This window comes from Sphingopyxis lindanitolerans (assembly GCF_002993885.1).
In the GTDB taxonomy this organism is placed as follows: Bacteria; Pseudomonadota; Alphaproteobacteria; order Sphingomonadales; family Sphingomonadaceae; genus Sphingopyxis; species Sphingopyxis lindanitolerans.
Window position 1 is genome coordinate 1,942,774 of sequence record NZ_CM009578.1, and the last position, 24,585, is coordinate 1,967,358.

A 24,585-nucleotide genomic window follows, 5' to 3' on the forward strand; every position below is an offset into this window, starting at 1 on the left:
CCCCAACAGTGGCCGCCCACGTTTGGCGGCCCTTTTCTGTTGCAGCATTTGACGAGATTTAGGGAAAACCGCGATGAAGCGCACCTATCAACCGAGCCGCCTCGTGCGCAAGCGCCGTCACGGCTTCCGCGCCCGCAAGGCGACCGTCGGCGGCCGCCGGGTTCTGGCCAACCGCCGTGCGCAGGGCCGCAAGAAGCTGTCGGCCTGATCGCCGACGCTTCGGCACCGGACCAGACAGGGTCGGGGCTGGTGCGAACGCTTTCCAAACGCAGCGAGTTTCTGGCCGCGAATCGCGGCCTTCGCTTTCCCATGCCCGGCTTCGTTCTGCTCGTCCGCCCGCGCGGCGACGGCGACGCCATGTCCGGGATCGGCTTTACCGTCAGCAAGAAGGTCGGCAATTCGGTCACCCGCAACCGAATGAAGCGCCGCCTGCGCGAACTGGCGCGCGCCGCGCTTCCCCGATCGGGGATCGTCGGCGCCGACCATGTGCTGATCGGACGGCCCGGCGGCAACGCCATCGCCTTCGCCGAACTGGGCGAGCATCTCGATTCGGCGCTGAAACGCGCGGCGAAGAAGCTGGCGCAATGAAGCGCTGTCCTACATTGTTTCGCGGGATTGGCATTTCGGCATGACCGCTTCTGTTCATCCGCACGCGGACCGCATCGCGAATGAAGTTGCGCAGTTTTCAGGGCTTTCTACATGATCGCCCGCCTGCTCATCCTGATCGCGCGCGGCTGGCAGCTCGGCCCGTCGCGCATCCTGCCGCCGACGTGCCGTTTTGCGCCGTCGTGCAGCGAATATGCGATCGTCGCGCTTCGCCGCCATGGTGCGATCAAGGGTGGCTGGCTGGCGACAAAGCGGCTATTGCGCTGCCACCCTTGGGGAGGCCATGGCTACGATCCGGTGCCATGACGCATCCTTTCCCCACATTTTGAGACGAAGAGAGACCGTAAAGCGTGGAAGACAAGCGTAACTGGATCACGGCAATCTTGCTGTCGGCGGCCATCCTGCTCGGCTGGAACTTCGTCTCCCAGCAATTCTTCCCGACCCCGCCAAAGCCCGATGTGACCACGACGGTCGCGGGTTCCCCCGCGGCGCATCCGGCGGCGGCCACGCAGCCCGGCACGCCAGCGCCCGGCGCGACCGCGTCCGCTGCGCCCGTCGCCCACACGGCCGTGCCGCTGGAGACCGCACTTGCCTCGGGCAACCGGGTCGCGATCGAAACGCCCGCCCTGTCGGGTTCGATCAACCTCGTCGGCGCCCGCATCGACGACATCACGCTCAACAAATATCGCCAGACGATCAAGAAGAACTCGCCCCCCGTCCGGCTCTTCGCGCCCGCGGGCACCAACGCCGCCTATTTCGCGAGCGTCGGCTGGGCGGCGCAGGGTATCGAGGTTCCGGGACCGACCACGGTCTGGACCGCGAGCGGCACCAGGCTGACCCCGACGACGCCGGTCACGCTGAGCTGGGCGAACGGCACCGGCCAAAGCTTTCGCATCGAATATGGCATCGACGCCCATTATCTGATCACCGCCAAGCAGACGATCGTCAATGGCGGCGCGACATCGGTGACCGCGAACAGCTTTGCGCTGATCGACCGCCTCGGCAAGCCGACCGACCCGCACGAGCAGAGCAGTTGGACGAACCATATCGGCCCGACCGGCATGGTCGACGGCAAGTCGGAATTCAGCGTCGATTACAAGCATCTCGATAAGGGCGAGACGTTCAAATACAGCTCGGCCGGCTGGCTGGGCTTCACCGACAAATATTGGCTCGCCGCGGTGATCCCGGCGAAGGGCGAGCGCGTCTCCGCGTCGATCACCGCGCCCACCGCCGACAATTACCAGACGCTCTTCGCGCGCCCCTTCACCGCGGTCGCGCCCGGCCGACAGGTCACCACGACCAGCCGCATCTTTGCCGGCGCCAAGGAAGTCAGCACCCTGTCGGCCTATCAGGACGCGGGCATCCCGCGCCTGTCGAATGCGATCGACTGGGGCTGGTTCGAATTTTTCGAAAAGCCGATCTTCAAGCTGCTCGACTGGCTGTTCCAGCAGGTCGGCAATTTCGGCGTCGCGATCATGCTGCTCACCGTCATCATCCGCGCGCTGATGTTCCCGGTCGCGCAGCGGCAATTCCATTCGATGGCGCAGATGCGCCTCGTCCAGCCGAAGATGAAGGCGCTGCAGGAACGCCACAAGGACGACAAGCCGCGCCAGCAGCAGGAACTCATGAAGCTCTACAAGGACGAAAAGATCAATCCGCTCGCGGGTTGCCTGCCGATCGTCCTCCAGATCCCGATCTTCTATGCGCTCTACAAGGTGCTGATGCTGACGATCGAGATGCGCCATCAGCCCTTCGTCCTGTGGATCAGGGATCTGTCGGCGCCCGACCCGGCGCATTTCCTCAACCTGTTCGGGCTGCTCGATTTCACCCCGCCGTCGCTGCTGGCGCTCGGGCCGCTGGCGCTGATCCTCGGCGCCACGATGTTCCTGCAATTCCGCCTGAACCCGCAGGCGACCGACCCGGTGCAGCAACAGGTGTTCAAGATCATGCCGTGGATGTTCATGTTCATCATGGCGCCCTTCGCGGCCGGGCTGCTGCTCTACTGGATCACGAACAACTGCCTGTCGATCGCGCAGCAGCAGTTCATGTATCGCAAATTCCCGCAGCTTCGGGCGGCGCCGGTAAAATGAGCGAGATCGACCCCGATGCCGAAGGCCGGAGCGAACGCGCCCGCAAGCTGTTTGCCGGCCCGATCGCCTTCCTGAAATCGGCGCCCGCGCTCGAACATCTGCCGGCGCCCAGCGGACCCGAGATCGCCTTTGCGGGCCGCTCGAACGTCGGCAAATCGTCGCTGCTCAACGCGCTGACGAACCGGAACGGCCTGGCGCGCACGTCAGTCACGCCGGGGCGCACGCAGGAGCTCAACTATTTCGACGTCGGATCGCCGCTGGTGTTCCGGCTCGTCGATATGCCCGGTTACGGCTTTGCCAAGGCACCGAAGGATGTCGTCAGGAAATGGCGCTTTCTGGTCAATGATTATCTGCGCGGACGGCAGGTGCTGAAACGCACGCTGGTGCTGATCGACAGCCGCCATGGCATCAAGGACGTCGACCGCGAAATGCTCGAAATGCTCGACGTCGCGGCGGTCAGCTATCGCCTCGTCCTCACCAAGGCCGACAAGATCAAGGCGACCGCGCTTGCCGAGGTGCAGGCGGCCACCGAGGCCGAGGCCCGCAAACACCCCGCCGCGCACCCGCAGGTGATCGCGACGAGCAGCGAGAAAGGCCTGGGAATCGCCGAACTGCGCACCGCGGTGCTGGAGGCGGTGGAGAGTTGACGAACGCCATCCCCTCCCGCAAGCGGGAGGGGCAGCGAGACTTGCGAACTTGTTCGCTGGTCGCAGCGGGGTGGGCCGTCCGGCTGCGGAAACGCGCCTCGCTCGTGCCCACCCCTAACCCCTCCCGCCTGCGGGAGGGGAAAAAAGGATGAAGCATGAAATTGTTCATCGGCAACAAGGCCTATTCGAGCTGGAGCCTGCGCGGCTGGCTCGCGGCGCGGCACAGCGGGCTGTCCTTCGAGGAAGTGAACGTCCCGCTCTACGATGAAGACTGGTCGAACCGCCGCGAGGGCGACGAGTTCGCACCGTCGGGCGGCAAGGTGCCGATCCTGTGGGACGGCGCGGACATCGTCGTCTGGGACAGCCTCGCGATCATCGACTATCTCAACGAAAAGACCGGCGGCACGCGCGGCTATTGGCCCGAGGACATGGCGGCGCGGGCGATGGCGCGCTCGATGGCGGCCGAAATGCACTCGAGCTTCGCCGCGCTGCGCCGCAGCCACAGCATGAACATCCGCCGCATCTATCCCGCCGCCGCCATCGCGCCCGACGTGCAGGCCGACGTCGCGCGCATCGTCCAGATCTGGGCCGAAGCGCGCGCTCGCTTTGGCGGCGAGGGTGATTATCTGTTCGGCGACTGGTCGGCCGCCGACATGATGTTCGCCCCCGTCGTCACCCGCTTCATCACCTACTCGATCCCGCTGCCGCGCTTCGCTATCCCCTATTGCCAGGCGGTGATCAGTCACCCGCACATGCAGGAATGGATCGGTGGCGCGCAGGCCGAGGATTGGGTGATCGAAGCGTTCGAGGGGCCGGTCGAGGGTTGAGGCAAACGTCGGCCGACGAGCGAATGCGACCCCATCCATCATCGTCACCCCGGACCTGATCCGGGGTCCCGGGTCAAGCCCGCGATGACGCCAGAAGGCAGTGCAGATTTCCACCCCAAAGCCGACAAACCGAACTGCCATCACGGTATCCGCTTGGTCGGATAGGGCGCCCCGTCCTTGTGGAAATAACCATCGGGCCCGAACAGCATGTCGATGTCGGAATAACCGCCACCCGTATCGTATTTCTTGCCCCCGCCCAGCGCCACGAAGATGCAGTCGGCATCCGATTCATTGACCAGATGATGACCGTTGGTGCTGCCCTTGGGCCAGACCGCGATATCGCCCGCGACCATCGGCCAGCGCCCGCCATCTTCGATCAGCACCGCTTCGCCCGAAATCATCACCAGCATCTCGTCCTCGCCGTCGTGCCAGTGGCGCTGCGACGACCAGGCGCCGGGTTTCAGCACGACATGGCTCGCCGCGAAATCGCTGAGGCCGGTGGGCGGCGCAAGGCGGCGATACCAGCGGCCCTGCACGGGCGCGTCATGGGGCGCGGGATAGCCGGTGGCGTTGGTCTGGGGGATGGTGTGGAGGTCGAGCTTGGGCATGGCAGTCGCTTTCCTGTTCCCTCTTTGTTTCGCACAAAAGCGCCGCGATGCAAAGCCTCGACTTGGCCCTTCGCGAGGGAGTAAGGGAGCGGCATGACCCAGCATCTCGACCCCGTAGACCTCGCCCAGGCGTTGATCGCCGTGCCAAGCGTTTCGCCTGCCACCGGCGCGGTGTTCGACGTGCTGGAAGCGGCGCTGACCCCGCTCGGTTTCACGGTCGAGCGCTTCATCGACGGCATCGAACCCGACGGGCCGGTCGAGAATCTGCTCGCGGTGCGGGCGGGCAAGGGGCCGGCGCATTTCGGCCTTGCCGGCCATCTCGACGTCGTCCCGCCCGGCATCGGCTGGACGAGCGACGCCTTCGCCCCCGAAATCCGCGGCGACCTGCTCTATGGCCGCGGCGCGGTCGACATGAAGGGCGCGATCGCCGCCTTCGTCGCCGCGGCGGCCGCGACCCCGGTCGAGGCGGGAACGATCAGCCTGATCATCACCGGCGACGAGGAAGGCCCCGCGATCTTCGGCACCCGCGCCCTCATCGAACATATGAGCGCACGCGGCGTGAAGCCCGACATGATCCTCGTCGGCGAGCCGACATCGGTGGACCGGCTCGGCGACATGGTGAAGATCGGACGGCGCGGCTCGGTCAATATCTGGATCGACGTGCCGGGGATGCAGGGCCATGTCGCCTATCCGCACCTCGCCGACAATCCGATCCCCAAACTGGTGGCGATCCTCGCCGCGATCGACGCGGTCAGCCTCGACGCCGGGACCGACTGGTTCCAGCCGTCGAACATCGAATTCACCGACATCGAGGTCGGCAACGGCGCGACCAACGTCATCCCCGCCTCGGCGCGGGCGCGGCTGTCGATCCGTTTCAACGACCGCCATCGCGGCGCCGATCTTGTCGCCATGGTCGAGCGGCTGGCGCATGACGTCGAACCGCGCGCGAAAGTCGTCGGCAAAATTTCGGGCGAAGCCTTTCTGACCCCGCCGGGCGACCTGTCCGAACTGATCGCCGAGGCGATCCACGCCGAAACCGACATCCGCCCCGAAATGTCGACAACCGGCGGCACCTCCGACGCGCGCTTCCTGCACGCGCTGTGCCCGGTGGTCGAATTCGGGCTGACCAACGCAACGATGCACAAGCTCGACGAAGCGGTCGCCGTCGCGGATCTGCACAGGCTGACCGCTATCTATCGCGGCATTTTGATGCGCGCGCTGCTCGATTGATCAGTCCTCGCGCCCCCGGCGCAGGATGACATAGACCGCGCCGCCGCCGCCGTGGCTGATGTGCGCGGGGCGCAGCGCGACGATGCGGTCGGCGTAGGGCGAAACCGACAGCCAGTTGGGCAGCGAGGCCCGGATCGCGCCGCGCGGACGCGGGTCGCCGTGCATCATCGGCAAGCGGTCGGCACCCGGCCGCAGGCGCCCCGCGACGACCAGCAGCCCGCGAGCCCCGCGCAGCAGGGCGCGGCCGATCGCTTCATCGAGCAGCGCCTGTGCCGACGCCAGCGTATGACCGTGAAGGTCGATGCTCATCTCGGGGCGCACCAGCCCCTTGCGCAGCCGCCGGTCCCAATGGCCGTCGAGCGTGCTGTTCGCCCAGGTCCGGCGCGGCGGCGGCAGCGATGCGGGGGTACGCGGCGCGGCGGCGGGCGCGGCGGCGGTGCGCGCGCTCGTCGCCGGCCGCTTTATCGTCGGCGGCGCCTGCGGCTCGATCGGCGCCGACCGCTTCGCCAGTGGCTGCACCGTCGCCGCGACCTTTTTCCAGAGCGCGGCTTCGTCGGGATCGAGGCGCCGCGGCACGCGGACCTCAGCGCACGGTGAGCCGCGCGACGCTCGCCCGCGGCAGCAGGAGCAGGGCCGAACCGCGCGCCGCCATGCCGCCGGCGATCGCCCGCGCCGCCTCGCCTGCGCCCCAGAAGCTGTCGAAGCGATTCGCGCCCTTGATCGCGCCGCCGGTGTCCTGCGCGATCCACAGGCCATTGGGCTCCGCGCGATCGAGTGAGAGAAAGACCGGGGCGCCGAGCGGCACATATTTGGGGTCGACAGCGACGCTCGCCCGACCGGTGACCGGAACGCCGAGCGCGCCGAGCGGGCCGGGGCCGGTGAGTTCGCGGAAAAAGACCCAGCTTGGATTCTCGTTCATCACCGCCGCGCCGCGCACCGGGTCGGCGCGCAGATAGTCGAGGATGCCCTGCATCGACGCCTGGCCGGGTTGCAGCGCGCCGCGGTCGAGCAGCAGCTTGCCGATGCCGACATAATCGCGGCCGTTCTGGCTGTCGTAACCAATGCGCATGATCCCGCCGTCGGGCAGCCGCAGCCGCCCCGAGCCCTGGACCTGGAGAAAAAAGAATTCGGCGGCGTCGGCCGCCCAGGCGATTTCGAGCCCGCGCCCCGCCAGCGCGCCGCGCTCGATCGTCGCGCGGTCGTAATAGGGCAGGAATTGGCTGCCATCGACGCGGCCGCGAATCTTCTTGCCCTGAAGATCCTTCGAAAAAAGCCCGAGGTCGACGTCGACCAGATCGGCGGGGCGGCGATAGATGGGGACGTCATAGCCCGGCCGCTTGTCGCGCGAGGCCGCGATCTCGGGCTCGTAATAGCCGGTGACGAACGCCGTTCCGGCGCCGACCTGCACGGTGCCGAAATAACGGCTGAAGAAATTGGTCGCGTCGCGATCGGCCCAGCCCTTCGCGGCGGCGCAGCTTTCGTCCCACTCGCCATTTTGCGTCAGACCGCTGGTGTCGGCGCGGCGAAGCAGCGAAGGGCAGCTCAGCCGGAACGCCTTGAGCGCGGCGGTCGCCCGTTCGGCCGAGACGCCGAGTTCATTAAATTCGGGGCCCGCGATTACCCCCGCATCGACAGCCGTCGTCGCCGTGGCAGGTGGCGCCGGAGCAGGCAGCGGCGGGTTGGGGGTCGCCGGAATCGGCTTTGCGGCGACACCGCCGGTTTCGGACGGACGTGGCGTATAGGACGGCGGCGCGCCGGGCGGCGGAGTCGGCGCGGGGCGCGAGGTCGCGGGCCGACTCGCCGCCTCGGGAATCACCGAAGCGCAGCCCGACAGCAACGGAAAGAGCAGCACCCACCCAAGGGCCGTGTGGAGAGACGCGCGCGCCACCCGTGCCTCGCGCACGAAAATCAGGCGGCTTCGACTTCGTCGAGCAGCCAGTTGGGATCGCTGCTGCCGACCTGGCGGCGGAAGGTCCACAGATCATTGGCCTGCGTCGCATCGCTCATCGAGCCCGCGATCATCTTGCCGTCGGCATCGCGGGTCACCGCGCTGATATCGGCCTGATAGCGCACCGTGATCCGCGCTTCGCTGCGATTGATCTCAACCGCGGTGATCTTGGCCGAATCGACCCCGATCAGCCGGTTTTCGAGCTTTTCACCGCGCGCATCGCGCGCTTCGATCGCCTCGACAAAGCCTTCATAGCTGTCGTCGTCGCACAGGTCGCGCAGCGTGTCGCGGTCGGCGGCCCAGAACGCCTCGAGGATCATGCGATACGCCGCCTCGGCCCCCTCCATGAAGCGGCCGGCATCGAAATGGCGGTCGGCGGCGAGCAACTGGCGAAGCCCGGCCTCGGCGGCGGGTTCATAGACGAGCCCGGCGCCGCTCGTCCCGGCGGCGGGCAGCGCCGCGGACGTCTCGCCATCGTCGAGGCGTCCCGACATCGGCGACGGCGCCGCGCGCTCGTCGCGGCGCGGCAGAACGGGCTCCTGTTCGTGCCCGGTCCGCTTGCCGAGCACCGAATAGAGCCGCATGCCGAGGAAGGCAGCGATCATGGCAAGCAGGACGATCGAAAAAGCGGTCACAGGCAAAATCCGATATGGAACAGGAACAGTATCGGCCATGATATAAGCGATCCATGGCGATGTTTCAAACCACCATGGCGCCGGCAGCGCGGCGGGTCAACGATTCGGGGCGCCGCCGACGGCGCGCGCCGCCCATTGTGCTGGCCCGCTGCCGCTGCTAAGCGCCGCCGCAACCCTCCGCCCGCGGGCGAATCCTGTCCTTTATTTCCAACGAAAGCGTCACGATCATGGCTGATGAGACCGGCATCGACATTAACCCCGCACCGCAGGCCAATGGTGAAGACACCGCGCCCGCGATCGGCCTGATCTCGCAATATGTGAAGGATCTGTCGTTCGAGAACCCGAACGCCCCCGCCGCCTATCAGTGGCAGTCGGCGCCGCAGATCGATGTCCAGTTCAACATCGGCGCCGACAATGTCGGCGAGAATATCTTTGAAGTGTCGCTGAAGATCGACATCAGTTCCAAGGCCGACGAGGGCACGATGTTCGTCGTCGATCTGAAATATGCCGGCCTGTTCGGGGTCCGCAACGTCCCCGACGACCAGCTTCAGCCCTTTTTCCTCGCCGAAGCGCCGCGCATCCTCTTCCCCTTCGCGCGCCGCGTCGTCGCCGACGTCGTCCGCGACGGCGGCTTCCCGCCGCTGCTGCTCGAGCCGATCGATTTCCACGGCCTGTTCCTGCAGCAGGCGCAGGCGTCGCAGGACGAGCAGGTCGGCGACATGACGCCGGTCGGCCAGGCCTGATCTGACTTGAATATCTCGTCATTGCGAGCGAAGCGAAGCAATCCAGAGCGGTTTACGGACACTCTGGATTGCTTCGCTCCGCTCGCAATGACGGTGATCATGGAAAGCGGGGCCGCATGACCAGCCTCGTCAAAAGCGTCGGGACGATCGGCGGCCTGACGATGATCAGCCGCCTGTTCGGCTTCGTGCGCGACATGCTGCTCGCCCGCGTGCTCGGCGCCGGGCTGGCCGCCGACGCTTTCCAGCTCGCCTTCACCCTGCCCAACACGTTTCGCCGCCTGTTCGCCGAAGGCGCCTTTTCGGTCGCCTTCGTGCCGATGTACAGCCGCGCGCTGCACGGCGCCGCCGACGCAGCGAGCGGCGAGGCGGCCGCGGCGAAATTCGCCGACGACGTCCTGTCGGTCTTTTTGTGGATATTGCTCGTCTTTTCGGCGGTGATGATGATCGCGATGCCGGGGATCGTGTGGATTCTCGCGCGCGATTTCCAGGCGGTGCCGGGCAAGTTCGATTTCGCGGTGTTCCTGAGCCGGGTGACCTTTCCCTATCTCGCGCTCATCAGCCTCGTCGCGATGCTGTCGGGGCTGCTCAACGCCCGCTCGCGCTTCGCGCCGGGGGCGCTCGCGCCGGTGCTGCTCAACCTGCTGCTGATCGCCGGGATCGCAATCGGCTGGCGGGTGCGTGGCCCCGGCGGCGACGACCGGATCGTCGCCGAAGCGCTCGCCATTTCGGTCAGCCTCGCCGGGGTCGCCCAGCTTGCCTATCTCTGGTGGGCGGTGCGCCGCGCGGGCCTGACATTGCGTTTCCGCTTTCCCAAATTCACCCCCGAGGTGAAGCGGCTGGGGATGCTGATCCTGCCCGCGACCTTTGGCGCCGGCATCTATCAGGTCAGCCAGTTCGTCGACACCTTCTTCGCGACCTCGCTGCCGCAGGGGTCGCTGACGCTGCTCAAGCTCGCCGACCGGCTGAATCAGCTTCCGCTCGGCATCGTCGGCATCGCGCTCGGCACCGCGATCCTGCCGATGCTGTCGCGCCATATCCACAGCGACGACGGCGCCGAGGCCCAGCGGCTGCAGGCGAACGCCTTCGAGATCGCGACTCTGCTCACCCTTCCCGCCGCCGCCGCGCTCGCGATCTGCGCCCCGGCTTTCGTCACCGCCTTCTTTGTCGGCGGCAAGTTCACCAGCGCCGATGGCGCGACGATGGCGCATATCGTCGTCGCGCTCGTCGCGGGCCTGCCCGCCTATGTGATCGTCAAGATCCTGAACCCCGGCTTCTTCGCGCGCGAGGATACCAAGACCCCGGTGTGGACCGCGCTCGCGTCGCTGATCGTCAATATCGCGATCAACCTCTATGTCGTGCAGCGTTTCGGGATCGTCGGGCTCGCGGGGGCGACGGCGGTTTCGGCGAGTCTCAACTGCCTGCTGCTCTATGTCATATTGCACCGCCGCGGCTGGTTCCGCTTCACCGCGAAGCTCGCCGGACGCATCGCGCGCCAGCTCATCGCAGTGGCGGCGATGGCGGCGCTGCTGTGGTGGATGATGCCGCTGATGGAGCCCTGGTATGGCGGCAATATTCCCCAGCGCGTCGGCGCGCTGGGGGCGCTGTGCGGCGCGGGGGGCGCGGTCTTCTTTGCCACCGCTTTCGTCACCGGCGCGCTTGACAAGGATCTGGTCGCCATGCTGACGCGGCGGCGCGCCAAACCGGCGCCAATGCAGGAGTAGAACATGCGGACGCTATCGGGCATTCAGCCCACCGGAAATTTGCACCTCGGCAATTATCTGGGCGCGATCCGCAACTGGGTGCGGATGCAGGACGACATGCCGGGCGAGAAGCTCTATTTCCTTGCCGACCTCCATGCGATCACCGTCCACAACGACCCGGCCGAGCTGACCGCGAACACGCGCGAGATGGCGGCGGCACTGATGGCGGCGGGGATCGACCCCGAAAAGGCGATCCTGTTCAATCAGGCGCGCGTCCCCGCGCATGCCGAGCTGGCGTGGCTGCTGTTCTGCACCGCGCGGATCGGCTGGCTCAACCGGATGACCCAGTTCAAGGAAAAATCGGGCAAGAATCGCGAAAGCGCAAGCGTCGGCCTGTTCGCCTATCCGGTGCTCCAGGCGGCCGACGTGCTGCTCTATCAGACGACGCACGTCCCCGTCGGCGACGACCAGAAACAGCATCTGGAGCTGGCGCGCGACATCGCGACCAAATTCAACCTCGACACCGCGACCGAGACCTTCACCCTGCCCGAGCCGACGATCCCGCCAACGGCGGCGCGGATCATGAGCCTGCGCGATGGGACCGCCAAAATGTCGAAATCGGACCCGAGCGACATGAGCCGGATCAACCTGGTCGACGATCCCGACACGATCATGGCGAAGATTCGCAAGGCCAGGACCGATCCCGAGCCGCTGCCGTCCGAGGCCGCGGGGCTGGGCGAGCGGCCCGAGGCGCGCAATCTCGTGTCCATCTATGCCGCGATGGCCGACGAAAGCGTCGACCAGGTGCTCGCCCGCTTTGCCGGGCAGGGCTTCGGCGCCTTCAAGCCGGCGCTCGGCGAATTGCTCGTCGAAACGCTGCGCCCGATCGCGGCGCGGCTCGCGGCGCTCAAGCGCGACCCTGCGGCGATCGACGCGGCGCTCGACGCCGGGGCGGCGCGCGCATCGGCGCTCGCCCGGCCGACGCTCGACGCCGCTTATGCCGCGCTGGGTCTCTGCCGCTAGCCAAGCCGTTTCGGCCGCAAGGAAATTCTTGTTTATCGCAGTCGCTGGCCCATATTGGGAGCGGGTGCCTTCGTGCGGCGAAACGAGTTCAACCAAGGTTAAGTCGCAGCGGCGTAGTCATGTTATAAATGGCGCATGCTGTGCGTCCTTCCGAATCACGGAGCATGAACATGAGCAAGAAAATTTCCCGACGGTTCGGCCTGGCCGCCATCGCGGGCGCAGCGCTGGCGCTGGCTGGCTGCGCGACCCCGTTCAAGGCCGATGTCGCGCGCTTCCAGACCCAGCTTCCCGCGCCGCAGGGCCAGAGCTTCGTGATCGAAGCAGCCAATCCCGCGCTGCAGGGCGGCATCGAGTTCGGCCAATATGCGAATCTCGTCGCCGGTGAGTTGACGCGCTACGGTTATCGGCCCGCCGCCAACGGCGAGCATCCCGACATGATCGTCCGCATGGACTATGGTGTCGACAAGGGACGCGAGCGCGTCGTGTCGTCGCCCGGATTCGGCGATCCCTGGTACGGCGGTTTCGGCCCGCGCTATTACCGCCCGGTCATCGTGCGCGGCCCCGGCGGCCGCCGCTATGTCTATGGCTATCGCGACCCGTTCCTGTGGGGCGGCTTCGGTCCCGGCTGGGGCTATAACGACGTGTCGAGCTACACCGTCTATTCGAGCGGGCTGAACCTGCAGATCAACCGCGCCGCCGACGGCTACCGCCTGTTCGAAGGGCATGCAGAGGCGCAGTCGCGCGACAATAATCTGCAAGCGCTGGTTCCGAACCTCATCGAGGCGATGTTCACGGGCTTCCCCGGCAATTCGGGCGAACGCGTCCGCATCACCGTGGCGCCGCCCGAAAAGGGCTGAACCGCCTTCAAAGCCTGACACAAGGCCCGCCTTTCACGCGAAAGGCGGGCCTTTTTCGTTTGGAAGGAAACGATGGCAGCTTGCGACTGAAAGGCGACATCTCTTTCATCGTCACCCTGAACTTGTTTCAGGGTCCATGGCCGGACGTCTCCTTCAGCGCGGCGCTGGACGCGAACTCAGGCCATGGATGCTGAAACAAGTTCAGCATGACGAGGTTTAAAGCCTGCAATCGACTGATTGCGGACGGCTGCTCTCCCCTCCCGCAGGCGGGAAGGTTGGGGGTGGGCAGCGGCGTCGCAATGGCCCACCCCGCTGCGGCTAGCGAACAAGTTCGCAAGTCTCGCTGCCCCTCCCGCTTGCGGGAGGGGACATCAGCGCCATCCTTCAACGTCCGCTCCCCACCCCAAAGCGGACCTTCGGCGTTACGGCCGTGCGGGCGATGGGGACAAACCCGGGGATAACCCAGGGATAAAGCTGTGGATCAACCGTTGAGGCTGCGCCGGATCGCCGCGATCTCGGCGTCGAGTTCGCTGTCGTGGACGCGCAGCGCCTCGACCGTGCGGACCGCGTGGATCACCGTCGAATGGTCGCGCCCGCCGAACCGGCGCCCGATTTCGGGATAGGAGCGCGGGGTCAGCTCCTTCGCCAGATACATGGCGACCTGACGCGGGCGCGCGATCGCGCGGACGCGGCGCTTCGATGCCATTTCGGACTTGTCGAGCCGATAGTGCGCGCAAACCGCGCGCTGAATCTCGTCGATCGTGATGCGCGGGCGCGCGCTGCGGACATTTTCCGCGAGCCGATCCTCGGCCAGCGCGAGGTCGATCACCGTCCCGGTCAGCGCGGCATAGGCCAGCAACTTGTTGAGCGCGCCTTCGAGTTCGCGGATATTGCGCGTGAAATGCTTGACCAGATAGGCGACGACCGGGTCGGGCACCTCGACCATCGGCATCGCGGCGAGCCGCTGGCGGATGATGCGTTCGCGCAAATCATCCTCGGGCGCTTCGATATCGGCGACCAGCCCGCCCGACAGGCGCGACAGCAGCCGCGCCTCGACCCCGTCGAGCATCGCGGGTGGCCGGTCGGCGGTGACGACGAGCCGCTTGCCCGCCGTCATCTGGTCGTCGATCGTGTGGAGCAATTCTTCCTGGGTCGAATTCTTGCCGATCACGAATTGCAGATCGTCGAGGAGCAGCAGGTCGGCGGCGCGCAGCCGCGCCTTGAACGCCATCATGTCGCCGCCGCGCATCGCGCCGACGAATTCGAGCATGAATTTTTCCGCCGACATCAGGATGATGGTCGCGGTCGGGTGCAGCGCGGCATAATCCTGCGCGATCGCCTGCAACAGGTGCGTCTTGCCCTGGCCGGTGCCCGAACAGAGATAGAGCGGATTGAACTGCGGCACCTCGACCATCGCCATGCGGCGCGCGGCGTTAGCGGCGAGAATGTTCGAGCGGGCGACGACGAAACGGTCGAACGACTGGCGCGGGTCGAAGCCGAGCAAGGCGGGGTTCGCGGCGATCGGCGGCGACGCCTCGAACGCGGGCAGCGGCTGGCTCGAAAGGGTGGCGGCGCGCGCGTCGGCGACGGCTCCGCCGCGCACGGTCACACCGCGCACGTCGGGCAGATGCTGGCGCCACGCCAGTTCGAGCCGGTCGCCGAAGCGTTCGTTGATCCAGTTGGCGGAGAAGCGGCTCTGCGTCTCGAGCGTCACGACCCCCGACAAGGCGCAATAATCGCCAAAGCGAACGGGCTTCAGCCAATGGTCGAAGGTGCGCGCGCCAAGGTCGCGGCGCAGGCCCTCGGCGACGCGCGGCCAGAGCATGGCGGCGTCCCCGCTCACTGCTCCATTCCTTGCGTCCGTGCCATGCCGATCCCCGCTTTGTATCACGCCGTGCCGCCCCCTGAGATGCCCCCCGTCCGAATCCCCGCGCAGCCGCCCACACGCCGACCCGTCGCTGCTTACGCGCGGGCGCAAGCATTCCTTCCCGGACACGCAGTCCGAAAGAACACGAATCATGTCAATGTGACGGCCGCCAGCGAAGGCCGACGACACCCCTGTCTAGGCAAGGCGGCGCGAGTCGATCAAGTCCGACGGGTGTAAAAATACTGAAATAAAAATCTTGACTCGCAGGGGGGGTCGGAATCGCGTCGGAACTATAATTTTCCGCCGTTTTTCAATGTCTTATTTGCAGTGCCGAATGGGACGTCAGCGAATCGCAGCAAATCCGTCACTTACCGCGCTGCAACAAAAATGCCATCGCAGAGTCCCGAACCGATGCGCAAAAAAATACCCGCCGGCATCGAGCCGGCGGGTATTTTTGTGCCCTTTCGGGACGATCGATCAGGCGATCGCGTTCACGCTCTTGGTCAGGCGCGAATATTTGCGGGCGACCGTATTCTTGTGCAGCACGCCCTTGGCGATCCCGCGCGCCATTTCGGGCTGCGCGGCCTTCAGCGCGGTCGCCGCGGCGTCCTTGTCGCCCGAAGCGACGGCCGCTTCGACCTTCTTCACCAGCGTGCGGATGCGCGAAACGCGATTCTTGTTCACGGTAGCGCGTGCCTGGTTGCGACGGATGCGCTTTTTTGCCTGCGGCGTATTGGCCATAAATTCCTCTAGTCTTTCAAACGGTCAACATGGTCGGAGCGCAGCCTCATCGGAGCAGCCGAATCGCGCGAGGTGCGGCGAATCAATGTCCGGATGCGGCCGGTTCCGGACGACCGGACCCTGCTCGAAGGGTGCGCCCATAGCCAGCAAGGGGGCGAAGGTCAACGCTTTTCACAGGAAATACCGACATCAGCGCTGGCATTTCGGGCAATGGAAGGTCGATCGCCCGCTCTGCACGACGCGCGCGATCGTCCCGCCGCATTCGCATGTCCCGCCCTCGCGGCCATAGACGCGCCAGTCCTTCGCGAAATAGCCAAGATCGCCTTCGGGACTGAGGAAATCGCGCAGCGTCGATCCGCCCGCCGCGATCGCCGCGGCCAGCACCTGCTTGATCGCGGGCACCAGCGCCGCGAGCTTCGCCCTCGATATATCGGCCGCGGGCTTCAGCGGCGAAATCTTCGCCATGTTGAGCGCTTCGCAGACATAGATATTGCCGAGCCCGGCGACGATCGCCTGGTCGAGCAGCATCGCCTTGATCGGCGCGCGCCGTCCGGCAAGCGCGCTGGCGAGGCAGGCGGCGTCGAAAGCGTCCGCCAGCGGTTCGGGGCCGAGCGCCATGAACGCCGGGAACCGCGTCAACGGGTCGCCGCTCACCAGGTCGACCGAGCCGAATCGCCGCGGATCGTGCAGGAACAACCGCTGCCCGGCGCCGGTTTCGAGCAGCAGATGGTCGTGCTTCCCCGCCTCGCCGCCTTCGGTCCGCCAGCGCCCCGACATGCCGAGGTGAAAAATCATATGATCGTCGCGGTCGGTCGACACGATGCCATATTTCGCCCGCCGCGACAGGGTGGTGACCGTCGCGCCGGTCAGCCGCTGCGCCAGATCAACCGGAAAGGGCCGCCGCAGGTCGGGACGGAAGGTCGTCACCGCGGTCAGCCTTTGCCCTTCGAGGAAGGGCGCAAGGCCGCGGACGGTGGTTTCGACTTCGGGAAGCTCGGGCATATCGCGGCTTGCGCTACGCGCCATTTGCGCGCGCGACAAGGCCCCGCTAAAGGCCGGTCGGACTTCCCTTCTCCCCGCAAAGGCGCGACTCCGATGACCACCCCCGATACCGTCAGCTTCGGCTATGAACAGGTTCCCGCGGGCGCAAAGACCGCGATGGTCGGCGAAGTGTTCAGCCGCGTCGCGCGCAAATATGACATCATGAACGACGCGATGTCGGGGGGCATGCACCGATTGTGGAAGGACCGCTTCGTGCGCCGCGTCAAGCCGCGCAGCGGAGAGGCGATCCTCGACATGGCGGGCGGCACCGGCGACATCGCCTTTCGCATGGAGCGGTCGGGCGCCAGCATCACCGTCGCCGACATCAACCCCGACATGCTCGGCGTCGGCGTCGAGCGCGCGGCCGGGCGCGGGATCGACAGCCTCGTCTGGTCCGAACAAAATGCCGAGGCGCTGAGCTTTCCCGACCAGTTTTTCGACGCCTATACGATCGCCTTCGGCATCCGCAACGTCACCGACATTCCGGCCGCCTTGCGCGAAGCGCACCGCGTGCTGCGCTATGGCGGGCGCTTCTTCTGCCTCGAATTTTCGACCAATGAATGGCCGGGCTTCGCGCAGGCCTATGACGCTTATTCGCACCATATGGTGCCCAGGCTCGGCAAGCTGATCGCGCAGGACGAGGACAGCTATCGCTACCTGATCGAATCGATCCGCCGCTTTCCGCCGATGCCCGCCTTCGCCAGGATGATCGGCGACGCGGGCTTCACCGCGGTCAAGGTCGAGCCGATCATGGGCGGACTGGTCGCGATCCACAGCGGGTGGAAAGCGTGAGCAAACCGCATTCTTCTCCCCTCCCGCTGGCGGGAGGGGCAGCGAGACTTGCGAACTTGTTCGCTCGTCGCAGCGGGGTGGGCGGACGCGATGTCGCAAGCTCGCTTCGCTCGCGCCCACCCCTAACCCCTCCCGCTGGCGGGAGGGGAACCAGGACATGACCCAACCCGTCACGCACATCTTTCGCCTGCTGCGATGGGGCCGCATTCTCGCGCGCCACGGCGCGCTGCGCGGGATCGAGTCGGCGCCGCAGACGCCGCCGGGGGTCAAGCGATTGTGCCGGATCGCGCGGCTGGGGACGATCCAGCCGCGCATCCCCGACTATGCCGCGGCCTTCCAGGCGATCGGCCCCGCCGCGGTCAAGCTGGGGCAGACGCTCGCGACGCGCCCCGACCTCGTCGGCGAAGAGGCGGCGCGCAACCTGCTGAGCCTGCAGGACGCCCTCGCGCCGGTCGGCTTCGACCATATCCGGCGCGAAATCGAAGCGACCTTCGAAGCCCCGCTCGAAAGCCTCTATGCCGAATTCGATCCCGAACCCGTTGGTTCGGCCTCGATCGCACAGGTCCACCGCGCGGTGACGACCGATGGCCGCAAGGTCGCGGTCAAGGTCCGCCGTCCGGGCATCGACAAGCAGTTCGCGCGCGACATCGAAACCTATGAATGGGCGGCGGCGCATCTCGAGGCGTTCGGCGGCGAGGCGAGTCGGCTGCGCCCGCGTCAGGTGATCGCCAATTTCCGCCGCTGGACGCTGCGCGAACTCGACCTGCGCCGCGAAGCCGCTTCGGCGTCCGAGCTTGCCGACGCGATGGTCGGCGTGCCGACCTATGAAGTGCCGGCGATCGACTGGGACCGCACCGCCAGCCGCGTGATGACGCTGGACTGGATCGACGGCATCAAGATCTCGCACCGCGACCAGCTGATCGCCGCGGGGCACGACATGGAAAGACTGGCGGCAAACCTCGTCAACGCCTTCCTGCGCCAGGCGATTGCCGAAGGCTTTTTCCACGCCGACATGCACCAGGGCAATTTGTTCGTGAAAGCCGACGGGACGATCGCCGCGGTCGATTTCGGCATCATGGGGCGGATCAACCGCCAGGCACGCTACTGGCTTGCCGAAATCCTCTATGGTCTGACCACCGGCAATTACCGCCGCGTCGCCGAGATTCATTTCGAGGCGCAATATGTGCCCGATTATCACAGCGTCGAGGAATTCGCGACGGCACTGCGCGCGGTCGGCGAGCCGATGCGCGGCAAGCCGGTGAGCGAATTGTCGGTCGGCCAGATGCTCGACGGGCTGTTCGCGATCACCCGCGATTTCGACATGCAGACGCAGCCGCACCTGCTGCTCTTGCAAAAGACGATGGTGATGGTCGAGGGCGTCGCGACGATGCTCGATCCAAAGATCAATATGTGGGACGTTTCCGGCCCCTTCGTGCGCGAATGGATTCGCGACGAACTCGGTCCCGAAGCAGCGCTCGCCGACGGCCTGCGCGAACAGGGCAAGACGCTCGCGCTGATCCCCGACATCATCCGCCGCCTCGACGCGCAATTGCCGAAAAAGGGCGCCGCGCCGCCCGCGCCGCCGCTGCCCGATATCGCGCTGATGTGGGAGAAGGACCAGAAGCGCGTCTGGTGGCGCTATGCGCTGACCGCGCTGGTTGGCGCGGCGGCGGGCGCGGGAGTGCTGCACTGGCTCAGTTGACAGGCATGGTTCATGCGCATAGATTTTGCGCATGAATCGTCCGTCGCGCTCCATCACCGGCAGAAAACCGACAAACGTCACCCTGCCGGCCAATCTGGTGTCCGAGGCCAAACGCCTGGGAATCAACGTGTCGCAGGCTTGCGAAGCCGGGTTGATGGGAGAGGTCAGAAAGAGGCTGGGCGAGGAATGGAAGCGCGAAAATAAGGAAGCCATCGAGTCTTCGAACGAATATGTGCGCAAGCATGGGCTGCCGCTGGCCCGGTATCGAGATCGCCTGTGGCGCAGCTAGATGTGTTCCGCACCGACGAAGGCGAGTATCTGCTCGACTTCCAGTCGGACACGCTGGACCATTACAACACCCGTTTCGTGATCCCGCTGGTCAGCCCCGACCATGGGCCAAAGCTCGCCGAACGGCTCAATCCCGTCTTTGCCATCGATGACGAACCGATGGCGCTTTACACGCAGTTCGCGTTGACGGTGCCGGTGGCGGATCTGAAATATTTCGTGACGTCCCTGTCCGACCAACATTATCTCGTCATGTCGGCCCTCGACATGCTCATCAGCGGGTATTGACGCCATGACCCCGAAACGCATCCTGCTCATCATCGGCGGCGGCATCGCGGCCTATAAGAGCATCGAGCTCGTCCGGCTGCTTCGCAAGAGCGGCCATATCGTGCGCTGCGTGCTGACCCGCGCGGGCGAGCAGTTCGTGACCCCGCTGACCCTCGCCGCGCTCAGCGAGAACAAAGTCTATACCAATCTTTTCGACCTCAAGGACGAGGTCGAGATGGGGCATATCCAGCTCAGCCGCGAGGCCGACCTGGTCGTCGTCGCGCCCGCGACCGCCGACCTGTTGGCGAAAATGGCGGCGGGTATCGCCGACGATCTGGCGACGACGCTGCTGCTCGCGACCGACAAGCCGGTGCTCGCCGCGCCGGCGATGAACGTGCGCATGTGGCTGCACCCCGCGACGCGGCGCAATGTAGCGACGCTGCACGGCGACGGAGTGACGGTGATGGAGCCCGACGAGGGCGCGATGGCGTGCGGCGAATATGGCCCAGGACGGCTTCCCGAACCAGCGGCGATCTTTGCGGCGATCGGAGATGCGCTGGCTTCTCCCCTCCCGCTTGCGGGAGGGGTCGGGGGAGCGCCTGTGGCGCCGTCAACCTTAGCATCAGACGACGCGCGCCGCTCTACCGACATGCCCTCCCCCAGCCCCTCCCGCAAGCGGGAGGGGGACATCGACGGCCAGCCCGACTTCGCCCCCGCCAACCACCGCCCGCTTTACGGCCGCCGCATCCTGATCACCGCGGGACCGACGCACGAGCCGATCGACCCGGTGCGCTACATCGCCAACCGGTCGAGCGGAAAGCAGGGCTTCGCGATCGCCGCCGCCGCCGCCGAGGCGGGCGCCGAGGTGCTGCTGATCGCCGGGCCGGTGCCGCTCCCGACCCCGCCGGGCGTGATCCGCGTCGATGTCGAAACCGCGCGCGAGATGGCGGCCGAGGTCGAGGCGGGATTGCCCGTCGACGCCGCGATCATGGTCGCTGCGGTCGCCGACTGGCGCGCCGCCGACACCGCGCCGCAAAAGATCAAGAAGGACGGCAGCGGCGCGGTCGCACCGCTCGCGCTCGCCGAAAATCCCGACATCCTCGCGGGCCTCGCCAAAAGTCCGCGCCGCCCACCGCTATTGATCGGCTTTGCGGCCGAGACCAACGATGTCCTCGCGCACGCCGAGGCGAAGCTCGCGCGCAAGGGCTGCGACTGGATCGTCGCCAATGATGTTTCGGCCGACCCGATGGGCGGCGAGACGAACCGGGTCCATATCGTCGGCAAGGACGGCGTGGACAGCTGGGACCGGCTGCCCAAAGAGGTGGTCGCCCGCAAATTGATGGAAAAGATCGCCGATGAGCTCGACGCCCGCATATCCGCTTCCGATGATTGAAATCCGGGTTCAGCGCCTGCCGAACGGCGGCGGCCTGCCGCTACCCGCCTATGCCAGCGACGGCGCAGCGGGGATGGACGTCGTCGCGGCCGAGACGCTGACGCTGCGCCCCGGCGCGCGCCACGCGGTCGCGACCGGCTTCGCAATGGCGATCCCGCCGGGCTATGAAGTCCAGGTGCGCCCGCGATCGGGGCTCGCGCTCAAGCATGGCATCACCTGCCTCAACACGCCGGGCACGATCGACAGCGACTATCGCGGCGAGGTGAAGGTCATTCTCGCCAATCTGTCCGACGATAATTTCGAGATCAGCCGCGGCGACCGCATCGCCCAGCTCGTCCCCGCCGCCGTTCAGCGCGCCGCCTTCGCCGAGGTCGAAACGCTCGACGAGACCGCGCGCGGCGCGGGTGGTTTCGGCTCGACCGGGGTCGCGAGCGACGATGGCGTCGAAGCGATCGAGGACGACCATATCCCCGACAATCTCGGTTCGCTGGCGGCGATGAAGATGCGCCAGCCGGGCGATTAGGGTCCATGCTCAGCGACGCCGAACTCGACCGTTATGCGCGCCAGATCATCCTGCCCGTCTTTGGCGGCGCCGGACAGGCGAAGCTGAAGGGAGCCCATGTCGCGATCATCGGCGCGGGCGGGATCGGCTGTCCGGCGATCACCTATCTGGCCGCGGCGGGGGTCGGCACGCTGACCATCATCGACCATGACCAGATCGAACTGTCGAACCTCCAGCGCCAGCCGCTCTTCACCGATGCCGACCTCGGCGCGCTCAAGGTCGAGGTCGCGGCGGCGGCGGCGCGGCGGATCAACCCGCATGTCGAGGTCGTGGCGATGCCCGAACGGCTCGACATCGCCAATGCCGAAGCGCTGCTCGCGGGCGCCGACCTGATCCTCGACGGCTGCGACAATTTCGCGACCCGGCTCGCGGTCAACCGCGCCGCGGTCGCGCTGCATATTCCCCTGCTCTCGGCCGCGATCGGTGCCTTCGAGGGACAGGTCGCGCTCTATGAGGGTTGGCGCGCCGACGCCCCATGCTATTCCTGCCTCGTCGGCGACGATCCCGATCGCCCCGGCATCAATTGCGCCGAACAGGGCGTCATGGGCGCGCTGCCGGGGATGGTCGGGACGATGGCGGCGCTCGAGGCGGTGCGCGCGCTGACCGGCTGGGGGCGGCCGCTGACCGGCCGCCTGACGATCCTCGACATGCTCGAGCGGCGCTGGCGCGAGGTCGCGCTCGCCAAGGAACCCGAGTGCCCGATATGCCGGGGCTGAGCCTCATCGTTCCCGCGGCCGACGGCGCCCGCTTCTATGCCGCGCTCGAGGCCGCGACCGCGGCAAGCGCGCTCGGGCGCCCCGCGCGCCTCTTCCTCCAGGGCGAAGCGGCGGCGCTGCTCCGCACGCCCGTGTCCTTCGCCGGCGACGCCGCGCGGCGCGCCGCCGGGCAGCCCGACCTCGCGTCGCTGATCGCCGAAGCCATGGCGATGGGGGTGCGGCTGATCGTTTGCCAGTCGGGCCTGGCGCTGGCGGGCATGACCGCGAACGAGCTGGCGCCGCAGGTGCGCGCGGGCGGGCTGGTCAGCTTTCTGGCCGAAGCGGGCGCCGGGGATCAGATGGTCGTTTATTGATCGCGTCGCCCCCCGCGCGGACGACGGCCGTTTACGGATTCTTGCACACCGTAATATCTTCGGGTTTCGGGCGTTTGCCGTCGGGGACGAAGCGCGCGAGATAGCCACCGGCATGCGCCTTGTCGTCATAGGAGACGAGTTTGTAGCCCACCGCCTCGAACTCGCAGACGAGCAGGCGAAAGGGCGTGCCATGCTGCGCGATCGGGCGGTCGCCGTCGACGACGATGACCTGTCCGCCCTTGCGGAGCGCCGGGCGCAGCCGCCACAGAAAGGCGTAAGGTTCGCCGATCTCGTGATACATATGGATCATGAAGACGCGGTCGAAACTGCCCGCGGGAAGCCGCGGATCGTCGACCGCGCCCAATTTGAGCGAGACATTGTCAAGCCGCTCGCGCGCGACGCGGTCGGCAAGCCGTTCGATCACCTCGGGCTGGATGTCCTGCGCCAGGACGCGCCCCGTCGCGCCGACGCGCGGCGCGAGGCGCACCGTGTAATAGCCGTCGCCCGCGCCGATGTCGGCGACGGTCATGCCGGGGCGGACGTCGGCCGAATCCATGATGTCGTCGGCTTCGTTGACGCGGTCGCGCGCTTCCTCGGTCGACCATTTGGTCGAGGTGATCGGCGCGACCGGGCGGTCGGCGGGCGGAAATTCGCGCGCGGTTTCGGGGCGATCGCTGTCGCTGCTCCACGGGCCGTTGCAGCCGCCGAGCAGCGCGAGCGCCGCCAGCGCGGGCAGGGCCGCGCGGCGGATCATCAGTCGATATCCTCCACATCGACCTTTTCGCCGGTCACCTTCTGCGACAGCGCCGCCGCCATGAAGGGGTCGAGCGCGCCGTCGAGCACGTCGCCCGGCGCGGTCGAGGTGACCCCGGTGCGCAAATCCTTCACGAGCTGATAGGGCTGGAGGACATAGGAGCGAATCTGGTGGCCCCAGCCGATCTCGGTCTTGGCCTGATATTCGCCCGACGCCTCGGCCTCGCGTTTCTGAAGCTCGGCCTCATACAGGCGCGCCTTCAGCATCCCCATCGCGGTCGCGCGATTCTTGTGCTGCGAGCGGTCGATCTGCGAAGCGACGACGATGCCGGTGGGCATGTGGGTGATGCGGACCGCCGAATCGGTCGTGTTGACATGCTGCCCGCCCGCGCCCGAGGCGCGATAGGTATCGATCTTGAGGTCGCTTTCCTTGATCTCGATCTCGATATTGTCGTCGATCACCGGATAGACCCACACCGACGAAAAGCTGGTGTGCCGCCGCGCCGAACTGTCGTAGGGCGAAATGCGGACAAGGCGGTGGACGCCGCTTTCGGTCTTGGCATAGCCATAGGCATTCTCGCCCTTGACCAGCATCGTCGCCGACTTGATCCCCGCCTGCTCGCCCGCCTGATATTCGATCAACTCGACCTTCATCCGACGCTTTTCGGCCCAGCGGCTGTACATGCGCTGGAGCATTTCGGCCCAGTCCTGGCTTTCGGTGCCACCCGCGCCGGCGTGAACCTCGATATAGCAGTCATAGCTGTCGGCCTCGCCCGCGAGCAGCGCCTTGACCTTGTCCTCCTCTGCGCGCGCGGCGAGCACGGCGAGGCTTGCCACCGCATCGTCGATCAGCGCCTCGTCGCCCTCCATCTCGGCGAGTTCGATCAACTCGACGGTGTCGGCCATCTCCGTCTCGATCGCGCGCGTCGCGGTGATCGCCTCGTCGAGGCGGCGGCGTTCGCGCATGACGTCCTGCGCCGCCCTGGGATTGTCCCACAGCGTCGGATCCTCGACCTTGGCGTTCAATTCGTCGAGGCGGCGCACCGCGCGATCCCAGTCGAGGAATCGGCGCAGCAATGCGAGCGCGGCGTTGATCGTATCGACATGATCCTGCGCTTCGGCGCGCATGGTTTTAGCTCCTGAATCGGGTGGCGTCCGGCCATAGAGGCGCCCGCATCTTCCCACAAGGGCCGCGCGCC

Annotated in this window: 27 protein-coding genes and 1 pseudogene; 19 read left to right on the forward strand and 9 right to left on the reverse strand. The window is 66.7% G+C overall.

Annotated features, from left to right (window positions below):
- Positions 1-73 precede the first annotated feature (73 nt).
- The 6 genes from rpmH (at position 74) to CVO77_RS09355 (ending at position 4,170) form a co-directional block, all read left to right on the forward strand.
- Positions 74-208 (forward strand): 50S ribosomal protein L34, encoded by a 135-nt coding sequence (gene rpmH, locus CVO77_RS09330; protein WP_105998799.1) that lies wholly within the window; start codon positions 74-76, stop codon positions 206-208.
- Positions 209-249: 41 nt separating this feature from the next.
- Complete coding sequence (rnpA, locus tag CVO77_RS09335) at positions 250-588, forward strand: ribonuclease P protein component (protein WP_105998800.1); 339 nt, start codon at positions 250-252, stop codon at positions 586-588.
- A gap of 111 nt (positions 589-699) precedes the next feature.
- The gene (yidD, locus tag CVO77_RS09340; protein ID WP_105998801.1) at positions 700-912 is read left to right on the forward strand and encodes a membrane protein insertion efficiency factor YidD; all 213 of its coding nucleotides are present in this window, start codon (positions 700-702) and stop codon (positions 910-912) included.
- A 44-nt stretch (positions 913-956) separates the two neighbouring features.
- Positions 957-2,696 carry a membrane protein insertase YidC gene (yidC, locus tag CVO77_RS09345; protein ID WP_105998802.1) on the forward strand — a complete coding sequence of 580 codons (1,740 nt, stop codon included), beginning with the start codon at positions 957-959 and terminating at the stop codon, positions 2,694-2,696.
- On the forward strand, positions 2,693-3,343 hold the full coding sequence (gene yihA, locus CVO77_RS09350) for a ribosome biogenesis GTP-binding protein YihA/YsxC (protein ID WP_105998803.1): 651 nt from the start codon (positions 2,693-2,695) through the stop codon (positions 3,341-3,343). The genes yidC and yihA overlap by 4 nt, the downstream gene beginning before the upstream one ends.
- Before the next feature lie 155 nt (positions 3,344-3,498).
- Positions 3,499-4,170 carry a glutathione S-transferase family protein gene (locus CVO77_RS09355; RefSeq protein ID WP_105998804.1) on the forward strand — a complete coding sequence of 224 codons (672 nt, stop codon included), beginning with the start codon at positions 3,499-3,501 and terminating at the stop codon, positions 4,168-4,170.
- Between the two features lie 140 nt (positions 4,171-4,310).
- Here CVO77_RS09355 and CVO77_RS09360 read toward each other — a convergent pair whose 3' ends face one another.
- Positions 4,311-4,778, reverse strand: coding sequence for a cupin domain-containing protein (locus CVO77_RS09360; protein ID WP_105998805.1), 468 nt, complete (start codon positions 4,776-4,778; stop codon positions 4,311-4,313).
- Positions 4,779-4,871: 93 nt separating this feature from the next.
- On the opposite strand from CVO77_RS09360, the gene dapE reads away from it, so the two are divergent.
- Positions 4,872-6,008, forward strand: a complete 1,137-nt coding sequence (gene dapE / locus CVO77_RS09365) for a succinyl-diaminopimelate desuccinylase (protein WP_105998806.1) — start codon at positions 4,872-4,874, stop codon at positions 6,006-6,008.
- Here dapE and CVO77_RS09370 read toward each other — a convergent pair whose 3' ends face one another.
- Genes CVO77_RS09370 through CVO77_RS09380 form a run of 3 tightly spaced genes read right to left on the reverse strand, consistent with a single transcriptional unit; the run spans position 6,009 to position 8,630 of the window.
- Entirely contained in the window at positions 6,009-6,584 is a 576-nt protein-coding gene (locus tag CVO77_RS09370) for a Smr/MutS family protein (protein ID WP_105998807.1), read from the reverse strand.
- A 7-nt stretch (positions 6,585-6,591) separates the two neighbouring features.
- Entirely contained in the window at positions 6,592-7,896 is a 1,305-nt protein-coding gene (mltA, locus tag CVO77_RS09375) for a murein transglycosylase A (RefSeq protein WP_192878894.1), read from the reverse strand.
- Positions 7,897-7,916: 20 nt separating this feature from the next.
- Positions 7,917-8,630, reverse strand: coding sequence for a Tim44/TimA family putative adaptor protein (locus CVO77_RS09380; RefSeq protein ID WP_105998808.1), 714 nt, complete (start codon positions 8,628-8,630; stop codon positions 7,917-7,919).
- Between the two features lie 188 nt (positions 8,631-8,818).
- Between CVO77_RS09380 and secB the strand changes: the two genes are divergently transcribed.
- The 4 genes from secB (at position 8,819) to CVO77_RS09400 (ending at position 12,914) form a co-directional block, all read left to right on the forward strand.
- Complete coding sequence (gene secB / locus CVO77_RS09385; protein ID WP_105998809.1) at positions 8,819-9,334, forward strand: protein-export chaperone SecB; 516 nt, start codon at positions 8,819-8,821, stop codon at positions 9,332-9,334.
- A 116-nt stretch (positions 9,335-9,450) separates the two neighbouring features.
- Complete coding sequence (gene murJ / locus CVO77_RS09390) at positions 9,451-11,055, forward strand: murein biosynthesis integral membrane protein MurJ (protein WP_105998810.1); 1,605 nt, start codon at positions 9,451-9,453, stop codon at positions 11,053-11,055.
- A gap of 3 nt (positions 11,056-11,058) precedes the next feature.
- On the forward strand, positions 11,059-12,057 hold the full coding sequence (trpS, locus tag CVO77_RS09395; RefSeq protein WP_105998811.1) for a tryptophan--tRNA ligase: 999 nt from the start codon (positions 11,059-11,061) through the stop codon (positions 12,055-12,057).
- Between the two features lie 164 nt (positions 12,058-12,221).
- Complete coding sequence (locus CVO77_RS09400) at positions 12,222-12,914, forward strand: DUF4136 domain-containing protein (protein WP_420822537.1); 693 nt, start codon at positions 12,222-12,224, stop codon at positions 12,912-12,914.
- A gap of 481 nt (positions 12,915-13,395) precedes the next feature.
- Here CVO77_RS09400 and dnaA read toward each other — a convergent pair whose 3' ends face one another.
- From dnaA to mutM, 3 genes are all read right to left on the reverse strand, one after another.
- Positions 13,396-14,757, reverse strand: a complete 1,362-nt coding sequence (gene dnaA, locus CVO77_RS09405; RefSeq protein WP_105998812.1) for a chromosomal replication initiator protein DnaA — start codon at positions 14,755-14,757, stop codon at positions 13,396-13,398.
- A gap of 501 nt (positions 14,758-15,258) precedes the next feature.
- Positions 15,259-15,522: a 30S ribosomal protein S20 gene (rpsT, locus tag CVO77_RS09410; RefSeq protein WP_105998813.1), complete on the reverse strand. Its 264-nt coding sequence runs from the start codon at positions 15,520-15,522 to the stop codon at positions 15,259-15,261.
- Positions 15,523-15,711: 189 nt separating this feature from the next.
- Entirely contained in the window at positions 15,712-16,524 is an 813-nt protein-coding gene (gene mutM / locus CVO77_RS09415; protein WP_106000755.1) for a bifunctional DNA-formamidopyrimidine glycosylase/DNA-(apurinic or apyrimidinic site) lyase, read from the reverse strand.
- Between the two features lie 93 nt (positions 16,525-16,617).
- Between mutM and CVO77_RS09420 the strand changes: the two genes are divergently transcribed.
- The 8 genes and pseudogenes from CVO77_RS09420 (at position 16,618) to CVO77_RS09455 (ending at position 22,633) form a co-directional block, all read left to right on the forward strand.
- Entirely contained in the window at positions 16,618-17,355 is a 738-nt protein-coding gene (locus tag CVO77_RS09420; protein ID WP_105998814.1) for a class I SAM-dependent methyltransferase, read from the forward strand.
- 157 nt (positions 17,356-17,512) lie between these two features.
- A complete protein-coding gene (gene ubiB, locus CVO77_RS09425; RefSeq protein WP_105998815.1) occupies positions 17,513-19,057 on the forward strand; it encodes a 2-polyprenylphenol 6-hydroxylase in 1,545 nt (514 codons plus the stop codon).
- Positions 19,058-19,088: 31 nt separating this feature from the next.
- Positions 19,089-19,346 carry a type II toxin-antitoxin system CcdA family antitoxin gene (locus CVO77_RS09430; protein WP_105998816.1) on the forward strand — a complete coding sequence of 86 codons (258 nt, stop codon included), beginning with the start codon at positions 19,089-19,091 and terminating at the stop codon, positions 19,344-19,346.
- Positions 19,334-19,630, forward strand: a complete 297-nt coding sequence (locus CVO77_RS09435) for a CcdB family protein (protein ID WP_105998817.1) — start codon at positions 19,334-19,336, stop codon at positions 19,628-19,630. Before CVO77_RS09430 ends, CVO77_RS09435 begins: the two co-directional genes overlap by 13 nt.
- Positions 19,631-19,634: 4 nt before the next feature.
- Positions 19,635-21,002, forward strand: coding sequence for a bifunctional phosphopantothenoylcysteine decarboxylase/phosphopantothenate synthase (locus CVO77_RS09440; protein WP_105998818.1), 1,368 nt, complete (start codon positions 19,635-19,637; stop codon positions 21,000-21,002).
- Positions 20,995-21,426 (forward strand): annotated as a pseudogene (gene dut, locus CVO77_RS09445) (dUTP diphosphatase); the annotation flags it as partial. The gene CVO77_RS09440 and the pseudogene dut, both read left to right, overlap by 8 nt.
- A 104-nt stretch (positions 21,427-21,530) precedes the next feature.
- Positions 21,531-22,280: a HesA/MoeB/ThiF family protein gene (locus tag CVO77_RS09450; protein WP_105998820.1), complete on the forward strand. Its 750-nt coding sequence runs from the start codon at positions 21,531-21,533 to the stop codon at positions 22,278-22,280.
- Positions 22,268-22,633, forward strand: a complete 366-nt coding sequence (locus CVO77_RS09455; RefSeq protein ID WP_105998821.1) for a DsrE family protein — start codon at positions 22,268-22,270, stop codon at positions 22,631-22,633. Before CVO77_RS09450 ends, CVO77_RS09455 begins: the two co-directional genes overlap by 13 nt.
- Positions 22,634-22,664: 31 nt before the next feature.
- On the opposite strand, the gene CVO77_RS09460 is transcribed toward CVO77_RS09455, so the two are convergent.
- Both CVO77_RS09460 and prfB read right to left on the reverse strand, forming a co-directional pair.
- Complete coding sequence (locus CVO77_RS09460; RefSeq protein WP_105998822.1) at positions 22,665-23,387, reverse strand: class I SAM-dependent methyltransferase; 723 nt, start codon at positions 23,385-23,387, stop codon at positions 22,665-22,667.
- Positions 23,387-24,514: a peptide chain release factor 2 gene (gene prfB, locus CVO77_RS09465; protein WP_105998823.1), complete on the reverse strand. Its 1,128-nt coding sequence runs from the start codon at positions 24,512-24,514 to the stop codon at positions 23,387-23,389. Before prfB ends, CVO77_RS09460 begins: the two co-directional genes overlap by 1 nt.
- Positions 24,515-24,585: the final 71 nt, after the last annotated feature.